This is a genomic window from Pseudomonas sp. IT-P171 (genome assembly GCF_949767765.1).
In the GTDB taxonomy this organism is placed as follows: Bacteria; Pseudomonadota; Gammaproteobacteria; order Pseudomonadales; family Pseudomonadaceae; genus Aquipseudomonas; species Aquipseudomonas fluorescens_B.
This window is the reverse complement of sequence record NZ_CATKQN010000001.1, coordinates 206,730-219,734: the sequence shown is the minus strand read 5'-3', so window position 1 is coordinate 219,734 and position 13,005 is coordinate 206,730. Positions and strand designations below refer to the sequence as shown.

Here is a 13,005-nt window from a genome sequence, read left to right as displayed (position 1 = left end):
CTCAGACCTCGGACGGGGTGGCGGCGCGATTGAGATCGGCCAGCGACAGGTGGCGATCGAACAGCGGCGCGAGGCTTTGGTCGTGGCTGACAAACAACAGGCTCGACCCGGCTTCGCGGCATTCGGCGAACAGCAGGCGAATGAAGTTTTCGCGAGCGTCGTAATCCAGCGCGGAAGTCGGTTCGTCGGCGATCACCAGTTCCGGCTGACCGATCAAGGCGCGGGCGGCGGCGACGCGTTGTTGCTGACCGATGGACAGCGAATCGGCGCGGCGGCCGAGGATGCTTTCATCCTTCAGGCCCAAGTGAGCGAGCAGGGTGGCAGCGGCCTGGTCGACGCTGCCGTGGCGCTGGATTGCCCGCTCGGCGCGCAACCTGGAGAAGTGGCAGGGCAACTCGACGTTCTCGCGCACCGAGAGAAACGGCAGCAGGTTGAACTGCTGGAAAATGTAGCCAGTGTGATCCACGCGGAAGCGGTCACGCGCACCGGCGCCGAGTTCGGTCAGTTCCTGGCCGAGCAGGCGAATACTGCCGCGATCGGGCTTCTGCACGCCGCCGAGCAGGCCGAGCAGGGTGGTCTTGCCGCTGCCGCTGGGGCCTTTGAGGAACAGGGTTTGGCCGGGTTCCAGGCGGAAGGCCGGGATGTCCAGCAGCGGCGGGTGACCGGGCCAGCTGAAGCCCAGGTCGGACAGTTCGATAAGTGCTTGGGTCATGTGAAACCGGTCAGGTTGGTGGTGAACCCTGTCGGAGCGAGCCTGCTCGCCATGGGGGCATGACATTCAACATTGATGGTGACTGTTACGCCACTATCGCGAGCAGGCTCGCTCCCACATTTGGATGTGTGTTGGGGTCAGAACTTGAGGGCAGCCGCCTTGGCCGTCACTTCAACCCCTTGCTGCCCGCTCGGGCTGATCAGTTGTACCTGAATTTTCTGGGTGGCCGGGAAGGTGTTGAAGATGATCGCCAGGTCCAGGGTTTTCAGGGCACCCGGGGCCGCACAGGTGAATTGATAGTGCGCGTGGATTTCGCTGTGATCGTGGTGATGTTCGTCTTTGGCATCGGCGTCGTGATCATCATCGGCATCCGGTTTGTCACCAAACAGCGGGCTTTCCAGTTCCTGGGTCGCCACCACACAACCGGCGGCCTTCGGCAGGTTGAACAGGGTAAGCGGTTTTTCCAGTTGCGTACGGACGGCGGCGACTTTGGCCTTGTCGGCGTCGGTGGTGGCAGCGTGTTCGAAACCCACCAGGTTCATCGCCGGGCTTTCCAGTTCCAGCTCGAGGGTCTGGCCGTCCAGCGCCGCGTTCAGGCGACCGACACCATGTTCGTGGGCGCCAAGGCTGCCGTGCTCATGTTCATGATCATGTTCATCAGCGGCATGGGCGACAGCCAACGGCAACAGGGCAAACGGTAAAGCGAGCAGCAGACGACGCATGGCGGGTCTCCGGAAGTAAAATGAATAAACTGTTATGTAATCTTATAACGAAAGTACTGAGAGTTTGACCGCCCGCTTGGCGTTGCACAAGTCCCATGGGAGCATGTGGGTCAGAAATGTGCAGGAGCAGACTTATGTTGCGAATACGCGGAAGCATCGGCGACTGGCCAGTGGATTTGACCCTGGAGATGGACGACGGTGACTGGGCGCGGCTCGGCGCACAGTTGCAGGTGATCAAGCCTGAAACCAGCGTGGCGCCAGCGAAGCCGGTCAATCAGGACGATGCGCAGTGGCAGATCGCAAAGGATTTGCTGCGCAAGGCCGGACAATTGAGCGGGCCTGATTTGCTTGAGCAACTGGAAGGACTGACGGGCAGCCCATCGTCGGGCAAACGCCTGTTGGTGCGGTTGCGCCATAGCGCGGAGGTGAAAGTGTCGAGCGGCGGGGATACGCCGCTCTATAGCTGGATCAACCCGGCTTAATACAGCGCAGCAAACAACTTGCGACGGTACGTGGTCACGAGCGGGTGATCATTGCCCAGCAGTTCGAACACCTTCAGCAAGGTCTTGTGCGGCAAGCCTTCGCTGTAGCTGCGGTTGCGGATGAACAGCTTGAGCAACGCATCCAGCGCCGCGTCGTACTGCTGACGGGCCAGTTGCTGGATCGCCAGTTGATACACCGTTTCATCGTCCTGCGGGTTCTGCGCCAGACGCGCCTTCAGGTCCGCGGCATCCGGCAAGTCCTTGGCCTGGCCGAGAAACTGGATCTGCGCTTTTGCGCCGGCCAATGCTGCCTTGTGTTCATCGCTTTTCACCGCGTCGAGTACGGCTTGCGCTTCACCCAGCTCGCCGCGTTCAGTCAGGCAACGGGCATACAGAATCAGTGCCTTGGCGTTGGTGTTGTCTTCGCCCAGCAGCACTTTGAGAATGGCTTCGGCGTCGGCGAAACGACTTTCGTCAAACAGCGCCTGAGCCTGATCGAATGGATCAGCCGCCGCGGGGGGCGGCATTTGTACGTGAGGCTCAAGCATCGCCCGTACGGCGGATTCCGGTTGCGCACCGGCAAAACCGTCCACCGGCTGGCCATCCTTGAACAACACCACGGTTGGCAGGCTGCGAATGCCGAAGCGGGCAACGATGTCCTGTTCGAGGTCGCAGTTGACCTTGGCCAGCAACAACTCGCCCTGATAGCTCTCGGCAATGGTCTGGAGCATCGGCATCAGCGCTTTGCAGGGCGCACACCATTCGGCCCAGAAATCCACCAGCACCGGTTTGTGGAAAGAGTTCTCGATCACCGACTGGTCGAAATCGGCGGTCGTAGCGTCGAAGATGTACGGCGTTTCCTGACTCATGGGGGATCTCGTAAAAGCGTGAATCTGCTCACTATAAGGGCTGGCGCAAAAGATCGCAGCCTTCGGCAACTCCTGCAGGATAGGGGGCGCATTCGGTCAATGTAGGCGCTGCCCCAGGCTGCGATCTTTTAGCGGCTTCAGACGCGCCGCGCGTGGTAGAGGCTCACATGCCGAAACTCTTCCGGCTCAGCCAGATCCGGCAGGGTCATCGCTTCCAGCATTTCGATGCGCCGATACAGCGGATGCCTGAAATCCCTCACCCGCGAATCCGCCACCAGCGCTTCCCGCCCGCGGCTTAAAAACTCATCGAGCAGCGGCAGGTTCGCCCGGTCATACAACACATCGGCGACCAGAATCAGATCAAACCGGTCCGCCTCGGCGAAAAAATCCGTCGAGTAGTTCAGTTCCACGTCGTTGAGTTCAGCATTCGCCCGACAGGCGGCAATCGCCAGCGGATCCAGGTCGCAGGCCACCACCTCCAGCGCCCCGGCCTTCACGGCGGCAATCCCCGCGACCCCGGAACCGGCACCGAAATCGAGTACCCGTTTGCCTTTGACCCATTCGGGGAAGTCGGCGAGATAACGGGCCACCGCGAGCCCGCTGGCCCAGCAGAAACTCCAGTACGGCGGCTCATGCAGAATCCGCCGGGTTTCTTCCGGGCTGAAGGCGCGACCCATGTTGTCGCCGTCGATCAGCCAGAGTTTCAGCTCGGTATCGGGCAAGGCGACAGGGACGAGCCGGGCGTCACCCAGCAATTCACTTAATGCCTGTTGCAGGCCGAGCGGTGCAATCAAGGCGCTTTGACGAATTGCAGCTGGCCCAATGTCTGCGTGGTTGGTTGCGTGATGGCCTGCGCAGGCAGATGCAAAATCAGCTGGCCGGACTGACTGGCGCGACCCCGCAGTTCAACGCGGGCGCCGACCGGGAAAGATTCCGGGTTGAAGCGCAGATGAAACGGCAACACTTGGTTGGTGCCGATCAGGCTGGAACTGGCGAGCAATTGCTGCGGGCGGTCTTTTTCGTCGATCACCAGCAGCGCCAGCTCGACTTCGGCGCCTGACGGCACACCTTGCAGGGTGCCACTCAATTCACGCTGATACGCGGGCAGCGGGCCGAGGTTGGCGGACTCTTTGGCTTTCTTCTGCGCCGCTTGCGGGGCAGGCCCTGGCGTCGGCGGCTGAGGCTTGGGTGCATCGCTGCTGCAGGCCACCAACAGGCTGAAAAGGCTGAGCAATACGAGCGGTCTGAGGGACATTTGCGGCTCCAGCAAGGTGAAATCCATGGATCGTTCTCTATAGCCAGTCTGTATACCGCAAACCCTATGGCTTGTCTTGCCACAGGGATGCGCTACCATGGCCCTCCCTTTTTTTGTTGCCTGCCACCATGCACTGTCCCTTCTGCGGTGCCAACGACACCAAGGTCATCGACTCGCGTCTGGTCGCCGAGGGCGAACAGGTGCGCCGCCGGCGTGAATGCCTGGCCTGCGGCGAGCGTTTCACGACGTTCGAAACCGCTGAACTGGTGTTGCCGCGCCTGATCAAAACCGACGGCAGCCGCCAGCCGTTCGACGAAGAAAAACTGCGCGCCGGCATGCAGCGTGCGCTGGAGAAGCGCCCGGTGAGTGTCGAGCGCCTCGAATCGTCGCTGGTGCACATCAAACACAAGCTGCGCGCCACCGGCGAGCGCGAGGTCAAGTCCCTCGTGGTCGGTGAACTGGTGATGGCCGAGCTGCAAAAGCTCGACGAAGTCGCCTACATTCGTTTCGCCTCCGTGTATCGGCGCTTCCAGGACCTCAACGAGTTCCGCGAAGAGATCGATCGCCTGGCCCGTGAGCCGGTGAAAGAATGACCTCCTCCCCAGAACAAGCCATCCTCGACGCCCATTACATGGCCCGCGCCCTGGAACTGGCGCGCAAAGGCTATTACACGACACACCCCAACCCTCGGGTCGGTTGCGTGATCGTGAAGGACGGGCAAATTGTCGGCGAAGGCTGGCACGAGCGCACCGGCGAACCCCACGCCGAAGTCCACGCCCTGCGTGCGGCGGGCGACAAGGCCCGTGGCGCCACCGCTTACGTGACCCTCGAACCGTGCAGCCACCACGGCCATACACCGCCCTGTGCCGATGCGCTGGTGAATGCCGGCGTCGCCCGCGTGGTCGCGGCGATGCAGGATCCGAACCCGTCGGTGGCTGGCCGCGGCATGCAGCGTCTGGCTCAGGCCGGAATCGTTATCGAAAGCGGTGTGCTGGAAGGCGAGGCGCGCAAGCTCAATCAAGGCTTCCTCAAACGCATGGAACACGGTTTGCCGTTCGTGCGGGTCAAGTTGGCCATGAGCCTCGACGGTCGCACGGCGATGGAAAGCGGCGAAAGCCAATGGATCACCGGCCCGGCTGCGCGCTCGGCGGTTCAACGCCTGCGCGCCCAAGCCAGCGTGGTGCTGACCGGCGCCGACACGGTGCTGGCCGACAAGGCCCGTTTGACCGTACGTGCGGGTGAGTTGGGGCTGGACGCCGAGCAAACTGCGTTGGCCATGAGCCGCCCGCCGCTGCGCGTGCTGATCGACGGCCGTTTGCGCGTGCCGCTGGACGCGCCGTTCTTCAAGGCGGGCCCGGCGCTGGTCGCCACCTGCATGGCCATCGAAGAACAATACGCCAACGGTCCGGAATGCCTGATCGTGGCTGGCGACGATGGTTTGGTCGACTTGCGCAAGTTGCTGGTCGAACTGGCCAATCGCGGCGTCAATGAAGTGCTGGTCGAAGCGGGCCCGCGTCTGGCGGGGGCATTTGCCCAGCAAGGTCTGGTGGACGAGTTCCAGATCTTCATCGCCGGCAAGTTCCTCGGTTCTTCGGCCCGTCCATTGCTGGACTGGCCGCTGGCGCAGATGAAAGACGCGCCCGAGCTCAAAATCACTGAAATTCGCGCGGTTGGCGATGACTGGCGAGTCATTGCCATTCCTGCGCCAGCGGCGAGCGTATAATTTCCGGCCTGCGCCACGCGACGGCCCTGTTCTCGAGGAGGACTCCATGTTTACCGGCATCATCGAATCCATCGGCAGTATTCGTGCATTGACCCCAAAAGGCGGAGATGTGCGGGTACACGTAGAAACCGGCAAGCTCGACCTGAGCGACGTCAAGCTGGGCGACAGCATCGCGGTCAACGGCGTGTGCCTGACGGCGGTTGAACTGCCGGGCAATGGCTTTGCCGCGGACGTCAGTCGCGAAACCCTCGACTGCACCGCCATGAACGACCTGAAAAGCGGCAGCCCGGTCAACCTGGAAAAAGCCCTGACCCCGACCACTCGCCTCGGCGGGCATCTGGTCAGCGGTCACGTCGATGGCGTGGGTGAAGTGGTTGCCCGCACCGAGAACGCCCGCGCCGTGGAATTCCGCATTCGTGCGCCGAAGGAACTCGCCAAGTACATCGCCCATAAAGGCTCGATCACCGTCGACGGCACCAGCCTGACCGTGAACGCGGTCGATGGCGCCGAGTTCATGCTGACCATCATTCCGCACACCCTGAGCGAAACCATCATGGCGTCGTACCAGCCAGGTCGCCGGGTGAACCTTGAAGTCGACTTGCTTGCCCGTTACCTGGAGCGCCTGCTGTTGGGCGACAAGGCCGCAGAGCCAACTTCCAGTAACATCACTGAAAGCTTTCTGGCCGCCAACGGCTACCTAAAATCCTGACCCAAGGGGGTGCCTTGTGGCGCTCAATAGCATCGAAGAACTGGTTGAAGACATCCGCCAAGGCAAGATGGTCATCCTCATGGATGACGAAGACCGCGAGAACGAAGGCGACCTGATCATGGCCGCCGAGTGCTGCCAGCCTGAACACATCAACTTCATGGCCAAGCACGCCCGTGGCCTGATCTGCATGCCGATGAGCCGCGAGCGCTGCGAACTGTTGAAGCTGCCGTTGATGGCACCGCGCAACGGTTCCGGCTTCGGCACCAAGTTCACCGTATCGATCGAAGCGGCTACTGGCGTGACTACCGGCATCTCCGCCGCCGACCGTGCGCGTACCGTGCAGGCCGCTGCCGCGAAAGACGCCAAGGCTGAAGACATCGTCAGCCCCGGCCACATCTTCCCGCTGATGGCCCAGGCCGGTGGCACCCTGGCTCGCGCCGGCCACACTGAAGCCGCCTGCGACCTCGCACGCATGGCCGGTTTCGAGCCGAGCGGCGTGATCTGCGAAGTGATGAACGACGACGGCACCATGTCCCGCCGCGCCGAACTCGAAGCCTTTGCTGCAGAACACAACATCAAGATCGGCACCATCGCCGACCTGATTCACTACCGGATGATCCACGAACGTACCGTTCAGCGGATTGCCGAGCAGCCGCTGGACAGCGAACTGGGCCAATTCAACCTGGTGACCTATCGTGACTCCGTGGAAGGCGACGTGCACATGGCCCTGACCCTGGGCAACGTGTGCGCCGAAGAACCGACCCTGGTTCGCGTGCACAACATGGACCCGCTGCGCGATTTGTTGATGGTCAAGCAGCCTGGCCGCTGGAGCCTGCGTGCCGCCATGGCCGCGGTTGCCGAGGCCGGCAGCGGCGTGGTGCTGTTGCTCGGTCACCCGCTCGATGGCGACGTGTTGCTGGCACACATCCGTGAAACGGCGGAGCACGCGCCGGTGAAAAAACCGACCACCTACAGCATTGTCGGTGCCGGTTCGCAGATCCTGCGGGACCTGGGCGTGCGCAAAATGCGCCTGATGAGTGCGCCGATGAAATTTAATGCGATATCCGGTTTCGATCTGGAAGTTGTAGAATACGTGCCCTCCGAATAATGACCGGTTGTTCCCGGCCCTGTATTCGCGGTTCAAATATCACTGAGGGACGCGTAGAAAATGCGTCCCGGCTCTTTAAGAGATCTAACGAATGACCCTGAAGACCATCGAAGGTACCTTCATCGCCCCTAAAGGCCGCTACGCTCTGGTAGTGGGCCGTTTCAACAGCTTCGTCGTTGAAAGCCTGGTCAGCGGTGCAGTTGATGCCCTGGTTCGCCATGGCGTGAGCGAAAGCGACATCACCATCATCCGTGCGCCTGGCGCCTTCGAAATCCCGCTGGTTGCGCAGAAAGTCGCTCAGAAGGGCGAGTTCGCAGCCATCATCGCTCTGGGCGCGGTCATTCGTGGCGGTACTCCGCACTTCGAATACGTGGCGGGCGAATGCACCAAGGGCCTGGCCCAGGTGTCCATGGAGTTCGGCGTGCCGGTCGCTTTCGGCGTGCTGACCGTTGATTCCATCGAGCAAGCCATCGAACGTTCCGGCACCAAGGCCGGTAACAAAGGTGCCGAAGCTGCCCTGTCCGCTCTGGAAATGGTCAGCCTGCTGGCGCAGTTGGAGGCCAAGTGATTAGCGACGAAAGCGATCGTTTCAACCCGCGCGATCCAAAGCCTGCGGACGCCGGCAAGCCATCGAAAAGCGTCAAGCGTCGCGAAGCCCGTCAGCTCGCGACCCAGGCGCTGTACCAGTGGCACATGGCCAAGCAGTCGCTGAACGAGATCGAAGCGCAGTTCCGGGTCGATAACGATTTCAGCGATGTCGACGGCGCCTACTTCCGTGAAATCCTCCACGGGGTTCCTGCGCAGAAGGACAAGATCGACGCCGCGCTCAAGCCTTGCCTCGACCTGACCATCGAAGAGCTCGACCCGGTTGAACTGGCGGTATTGCGCCTGTCCACCTGGGAACTGCTCGAGCGCGTTGATGTGCCGTACCGCGTTGTGATCAACGAAGGTATCGAGCTGGCGAAAGTCTTCGGTTCCACCGACGGCCACAAATTCGTCAACGGCGTACTCGACAAGCTGGCCCCGCGTCTGCGTGAAGCTGAAGTGAAGGCGTTCAAGCGCTGATCGGCGCTTGAAATCGCAATGGGTGAGTTTGAGCTGATCCGCAATTTCTTCGCCGCCGCGCCTTGTGCGCAGGGCGGCGAGGGCGTTGCCCTCGGGATCGGCGATGACTGCGCCTTGCTGGCTGTTCCCGCCGGGGAGCAGTTGGCTGTTTCCACCGACACGCTCGTGGCCGGTGTGCATTTCGCAGACCCTTGCGACCCGTTTCTGCTCGGTCAGCGCTCGCTGGCCGTGGCCGTCAGTGATCTGGCTGCCATGGGCGCCACTCCCATCGCCTTTACCCTTGCCCTGACCTTGCCTTCGGCGACCGCCGATTGGCTGCAAGCGTATGCCCATGGTTTGAGCCTCATGGCCCAGAGCTGTGGTGTGGCGCTGGTGGGCGGCGATACCACCCGCGGGCCGTTGAGCCTGACCATGACAGTGTTCGGACGTGTGCCGGCAGGCAAGGCGCTGACCCGCAGCGGCGCTCAGGTCGGCGATTTGCTGTGTGTCGGCGGTGAGCTGGGCAACGCCGCCGGGGCCTTGCCCCTGGTGCTCGGTCAGCGAACTGCCGAAGCCGCCATCGCCGATCCGTTGCTGGCGCATTACTGGTCGCCGCAACCGCAACTCGCGTTGGGTCGGGCTTTGCGCGGCAAGGCGACGTCGGCGCTGGACATCTCCGACGGCCTGCTCGCCGATTGCGGGCACATTGCGCTCGCGTCGAAGGTCGGCATTCAGGTTGAACGGGACCGATTGCCGCTGTCGAAGGCTTTAGTGGCCTTCCTCGGTCAACCGGGTGCCGAACACGCTGCCCTGAGCGGCGGAGACGATTACGTGCTGGCCTTCACCTTACCGTCCGTCGAGTTGTCGCGGATGGTGGCAGATGGCTGGCCAATTCATGTGGTCGGGCGTGTGGTGACGGGGCAGGGCGTCGTGCTGCTGGATGCTGCCGGACAAGACATCACCCCGCAAACCCGGGGCTATCAACATTTTCGGGAGACACCGTGACAGATCATCCCAAACAGGTTCCGGCGGAGTTCGTACCGCCGTCGGTCTGGCGCAATCCATGGCATTTCCTGGCGTTCGGCTTCGGTTCGGGCACCTTGCCAAAGGCACCGGGCACCTGGGGTTCCTTGGTTGCGCTACCCTTTATTCCGTTGTGGCAGATGCTGCCCGACTGGGGTTACTGGCTGATGCTGGGCATCACCATGCTGTTCGGCTTCTGGCTGTGCGGCAAAGTGGCCGACGATTTGCGGGTGCACGACCACGAAGGCATCGTCTGGGACGAAATGGTCGGGATGTGGATCACTCTCTGGCTGGTGCCGGAAGGCTGGTACTGGTTGCTCGCGGGTTTTCTGGTGTTCCGCTTCTTCGACATTCTCAAGCCGTGGCCGATTCACTGGATCGACCGGCACGTGCACGGCGGCGTCGGGATCATGCTCGACGACGTATTGGCCGGGGTGTTCGCGTGGTTGGCGATGCAGGGGCTGGTATGGATTTTCGCCTGATGAGTGGCGAAGCAGGAGACTAGGATGGCTCGACGCTGGTTGGCTCTGACGGGTTTCGCCCTGTTTGCTTCCCTCGCCCTGGCGGGGGAGGCAGTGACGACGCCAGCGGTGATTCATCTGGCCAGCGAAGACTGGGAAGACTACACCGCCGCCGATGGCCATGGTCTGGGTTGGGACGTGCTGCGTGAAGTCTTCGAGCCGGCCGGCGTCAAGCTGGACATCCGCACCGAACCTTACATTCGCGCCATCGGCCTGGCCCAGCGGGGCGAAGTGGACGCCTGTGTCGGCGGCTATCGCGATGAAGTCAGCGACCTGCTGTATCCGCGTTGGAATTACGACACCGATCACATCTACGCCCTGGGGCTGGCCAGTAACCCGGCGCCGACCCCGGAGACCCTGGGCAACTATCGACTGGCCTGGGTTCGCGGCTATGATTTCCAGAATTACCTGCCCAACATAAACCGCTATAACGAAGTCGTTCGGCGCACTGGCATTCTGTCGATGCTGACCCACGACCGCGCCGATTTCTACATCGACGCGCTGACCGAGGTGGATTACATCGTCCGCCAGGCCAAGGATCCGTCCCAGTTCCGACGCACGCACATCGCGGAATTGCCGCTGTACCTGTGCTTTGCCGATACACCCAAGGCGCGGGAGTTGATGGCTCTGTTCGACCGGCGAATGGAGGTGCTGGTCAAAAACGGCCGGCTGAAACCGATCTTCGAACGCTGGAAACAACCCTATCCCTTCGATTCGAACTGAACAAAGATCCTGCGCAGGTGATGATTCCTGTGTTCGCTCCCGCAGGGCTAGAACGGGGCGGGGATCAAACTTTTAGATCGTTATGCTCCATAATTCAGCCTAAGCGTCTGTAGGAACGTGCTGTTACAATGCCGCGTCTGCGAATCTCCAGTACCTATTGATCAGGAGCACACCGGTGCCTGTCGTTTTTGTCGCCGCTTCCAAGCTGCCAACGCCTTTTGCGCAATTCACCATGCACGGCTTTCTCGATGAAGAGAACGGGCGTGAGCACGTCGTGCTGAGCCTCGGTGAGTTCGACGACGGTGCCCCGGTACTCGGCCGCTTGCACTCCGAATGCCTGACGGGCGATGCCTTGTTCAGCCAGCGCTGTGACTGCGGCTCGCAACTCGAGGCCGCGTTGCAGGCCATCGCCCGGGAAGGCCGTGGCGTGTTGCTGTACTTGCGTCAGGAAGGCCGTGGCATTGGCCTGCTGAACAAGATCCGCGCCTATGAATTGCAGGACGGCGGTGCCGACACCGTTGAAGCCAACGAGCGTCTGGGCTTCGCCGCGGACCAGCGCGACTACGCCATGTGCCTGCCAATGCTCGAGCATCTGGGTGTGAAATCCCTGCGTCTGATGACCAACAACCCACGCAAGGTCAAAGCGTTGACCGACATGGGCATTGTGGTTGCCGAGCGCGTTCCGCTGCACACCGGCCACAATCCGCACAACAAACTTTACCTGGCCACCAAGGCCAGCAAGCTTGACCACATGATGGGCAACGAGCACCAGGGCGAGGTAGACCGGGCGTGACCCGCGGTCAGGTGCGGCGGCGACTGGCCGTCAGCTGGTGGCAATACCTGGCGCTGGCCTTGGTGCCGCTGTTCGTGATCAACGGCGTATTCGGCCAGGGCGAGGCGCTTTTGCCAGTGTTGGCGATGCCGTTGTTCATCGCCGGTGTGGCGTCGATGTTTGTCAGCCTGAAGTTTTTTGGCGGCTACAAACACGCGCTGATCGCCACCCAGAAAGCCCTCGATACCCCTGAAGAGCCTGCCGCCTGGATTACCCTCGCCGCTAAGCGCCGTTCAGCGTTTCTCGCGGCCGGCCTGCCTGCCTGGATTGGCGCTCTGGCGGTGTTCGTCGGGCTCGAAGCGGTGCCGTTGGTGCTGTTGGCGCTGTCGACAACGGTGCTGTTCTATCTCTACCGTATTCCGCGTCAACTCGGCTGATGCGCCGCATCGGGCTGGCGGTTCTGCTGCTGGCCGTCAGCGGCATGGCCTCTGCTATCGAACGCGTCGTCAGTCTCGCGCCGTCTTTGTCTGAAATCGTTGTTGAACTGGGTTCAGCCGATCTTCTGGTCGGTGTGCTCGATGCCGGCGATCGTCCTGCTGAACTCAAGGACCTTCCTTCCGTTGGCCGCTACGGCCAATTGGACATGGAACGGCTGCTCAGCCTGAAACCCGATTTGCTGCTGCTCTGGCCCGGCAGCGTCGGCCCGGCCCAGCGTGAACAACTCAAGCGCTTGAACATCCCGACCTACGTCGCCGATCCGCACAACCTTGAACAACTGACCGCGCAAATCGAGGCGATCGCCCTGCAGCTCGGCCGTCCCGAGCGTGGCGTTTCATTGGCCAGCGATCTGCGTCAGCGCCTCGATGCACTGCGTCAGCGCTATCGACGGGACGAACCGTTACGAGTGTTTTATCAGGTCTGGGATCGTCCGCTGTACACCGTCGGCGGCGGGCAGATCATCAGTGATGCGCTGGAAGTGTGCGGTGCGCGCAATGTGTTTGCCGACCTGACATTGCCCGCGCCGCAGGTCAGTGTGGAGGCGGTGTTGCAGCGTAATCCCGAGGTGATCCTGGCCAGCGATCAGGCGCAACTGGAGGCGTGGAAGGCCTGGCCGCAGGTGGCGGCGGTGGCGCAGGATCAATTGCGGTTGGTGCTGGACAAGGGCCTGGAACGGCCGAGTGGGCAGATGATCGAAGCGACTGCGAAGCTTTGCCACATCATCGAGCCGGACCGCTGACCTGTGGCAAGGGAGCTTGCTCCCGCCGGGCTGCGAAGCGGCCCCAAATCCGTCAGTGCGTTACTTCAGGTGGGATCGCGTCAGCCTGTTTTGCGACTGCTGCGC

At 62.0% G+C, this 13,005-nt stretch carries 18 protein-coding genes; 13 read left to right on the top strand and 5 right to left on the bottom strand.

The genetic code is table 11. The features are described from left to right. Position 1: 1 nt before the first annotated feature. Both ACM6I5_RS01025 and ACM6I5_RS01020 read right to left on the bottom strand, forming a co-directional pair. On the bottom strand, positions 2-712 hold the full coding sequence (locus tag ACM6I5_RS01025; RefSeq protein WP_414878149.1) for an ABC transporter ATP-binding protein: 711 nt from the start codon (positions 710-712) through the stop codon (positions 2-4). 137 nt (positions 713-849) lie between these two features. Beyond that, positions 850-1,434, bottom strand: a complete 585-nt coding sequence (locus ACM6I5_RS01020) for a DUF2796 domain-containing protein (protein ID WP_414883029.1) — start codon at positions 1,432-1,434, stop codon at positions 850-852. Positions 1,435-1,568: 134 nt separating this feature from the next. Here ACM6I5_RS01020 and ACM6I5_RS01015 point away from each other — a divergent pair, with 134 nt between their 5' ends. Beyond that, the gene (locus ACM6I5_RS01015) at positions 1,569-1,916 is read left to right on the top strand and encodes a hypothetical protein (protein WP_017341044.1); all 348 of its coding nucleotides are present in this window, start codon (positions 1,569-1,571) and stop codon (positions 1,914-1,916) included. On the opposite strand, the gene trxA is transcribed toward ACM6I5_RS01015, so the two are convergent. The 3 genes from trxA to ACM6I5_RS01000 form a co-directional block, all read right to left on the bottom strand. Beyond that, positions 1,913-2,785 carry a thioredoxin gene (trxA, locus tag ACM6I5_RS01010; protein ID WP_414883028.1) on the bottom strand — a complete coding sequence of 291 codons (873 nt, stop codon included), beginning with the start codon at positions 2,783-2,785 and terminating at the stop codon, positions 1,913-1,915. The genes ACM6I5_RS01015 and trxA overlap by 4 nt on opposite strands. A gap of 137 nt (positions 2,786-2,922) precedes the next feature. Beyond that, positions 2,923-3,579 carry a class I SAM-dependent methyltransferase gene (locus ACM6I5_RS01005; RefSeq protein ID WP_414883027.1) on the bottom strand — a complete coding sequence of 219 codons (657 nt, stop codon included), beginning with the start codon at positions 3,577-3,579 and terminating at the stop codon, positions 2,923-2,925. Further along, positions 3,576-4,040: a YbaY family lipoprotein gene (locus ACM6I5_RS01000; protein WP_031319153.1), complete on the bottom strand. Its 465-nt coding sequence runs from the start codon at positions 4,038-4,040 to the stop codon at positions 3,576-3,578. Before ACM6I5_RS01000 ends, ACM6I5_RS01005 begins: the two co-directional genes overlap by 4 nt. Positions 4,041-4,168: 128 nt before the next feature. Between ACM6I5_RS01000 and nrdR the strand changes: the two genes are divergently transcribed. From nrdR to ACM6I5_RS00940, 12 genes are all read left to right on the top strand, one after another. Continuing rightward, positions 4,169-4,633 (top strand): transcriptional regulator NrdR, encoded by a 465-nt coding sequence (nrdR, locus tag ACM6I5_RS00995; protein ID WP_003228656.1) that lies wholly within the window; start codon positions 4,169-4,171, stop codon positions 4,631-4,633. Further along, a complete protein-coding gene (gene ribD, locus ACM6I5_RS00990) occupies positions 4,630-5,763 on the top strand; it encodes a bifunctional diaminohydroxyphosphoribosylaminopyrimidine deaminase/5-amino-6-(5-phosphoribosylamino)uracil reductase RibD (protein ID WP_414883026.1) in 1,134 nt (377 codons plus the stop codon). Before nrdR ends, ribD begins: the two co-directional genes overlap by 4 nt. A 46-nt stretch (positions 5,764-5,809) precedes the next feature. Continuing rightward, positions 5,810-6,472 (top strand): riboflavin synthase, encoded by a 663-nt coding sequence (locus tag ACM6I5_RS00985; RefSeq protein WP_017341038.1) that lies wholly within the window; start codon positions 5,810-5,812, stop codon positions 6,470-6,472. A gap of 16 nt (positions 6,473-6,488) precedes the next feature. Then, positions 6,489-7,580, top strand: coding sequence for a bifunctional 3,4-dihydroxy-2-butanone-4-phosphate synthase/GTP cyclohydrolase II (ribBA, locus tag ACM6I5_RS00980; protein WP_017341037.1), 1,092 nt, complete (start codon positions 6,489-6,491; stop codon positions 7,578-7,580). 91 nt (positions 7,581-7,671) lie between these two features. Beyond that, complete coding sequence (gene ribE / locus ACM6I5_RS00975; RefSeq protein WP_003228649.1) at positions 7,672-8,148, top strand: 6,7-dimethyl-8-ribityllumazine synthase; 477 nt, start codon at positions 7,672-7,674, stop codon at positions 8,146-8,148. Then, on the top strand, positions 8,145-8,645 hold the full coding sequence (gene nusB, locus ACM6I5_RS00970) for a transcription antitermination factor NusB (RefSeq protein ID WP_008033741.1): 501 nt from the start codon (positions 8,145-8,147) through the stop codon (positions 8,643-8,645). The genes ribE and nusB overlap by 4 nt, the downstream gene beginning before the upstream one ends. An 18-nt stretch (positions 8,646-8,663) precedes the next feature. Continuing rightward, the gene (gene thiL, locus ACM6I5_RS00965; RefSeq protein WP_414878144.1) at positions 8,664-9,629 is read left to right on the top strand and encodes a thiamine-phosphate kinase; all 966 of its coding nucleotides are present in this window, start codon (positions 8,664-8,666) and stop codon (positions 9,627-9,629) included. Further along, positions 9,626-10,129 (top strand): phosphatidylglycerophosphatase A, encoded by a 504-nt coding sequence (locus ACM6I5_RS00960; protein WP_008033735.1) that lies wholly within the window; start codon positions 9,626-9,628, stop codon positions 10,127-10,129. The genes thiL and ACM6I5_RS00960 overlap by 4 nt, the downstream gene beginning before the upstream one ends. Positions 10,130-10,153: 24 nt before the next feature. Next, positions 10,154-10,891 (top strand): substrate-binding periplasmic protein, encoded by a 738-nt coding sequence (locus ACM6I5_RS00955; protein WP_414878143.1) that lies wholly within the window; start codon positions 10,154-10,156, stop codon positions 10,889-10,891. Between the two features lie 175 nt (positions 10,892-11,066). Next, entirely contained in the window at positions 11,067-11,684 is a 618-nt protein-coding gene (ribA, locus tag ACM6I5_RS00950; RefSeq protein ID WP_008033730.1) for a GTP cyclohydrolase II, read from the top strand. Beyond that, positions 11,681-12,100 (top strand): hypothetical protein, encoded by a 420-nt coding sequence (locus ACM6I5_RS00945; RefSeq protein ID WP_017341034.1) that lies wholly within the window; start codon positions 11,681-11,683, stop codon positions 12,098-12,100. The genes ribA and ACM6I5_RS00945 overlap by 4 nt, the downstream gene beginning before the upstream one ends. Continuing rightward, positions 12,100-12,900, top strand: coding sequence for a cobalamin-binding protein (locus ACM6I5_RS00940; protein ID WP_414883025.1), 801 nt, complete (start codon positions 12,100-12,102; stop codon positions 12,898-12,900). The genes ACM6I5_RS00945 and ACM6I5_RS00940 overlap by 1 nt, the downstream gene beginning before the upstream one ends. Positions 12,901-13,005 lie beyond the last annotated feature (105 nt).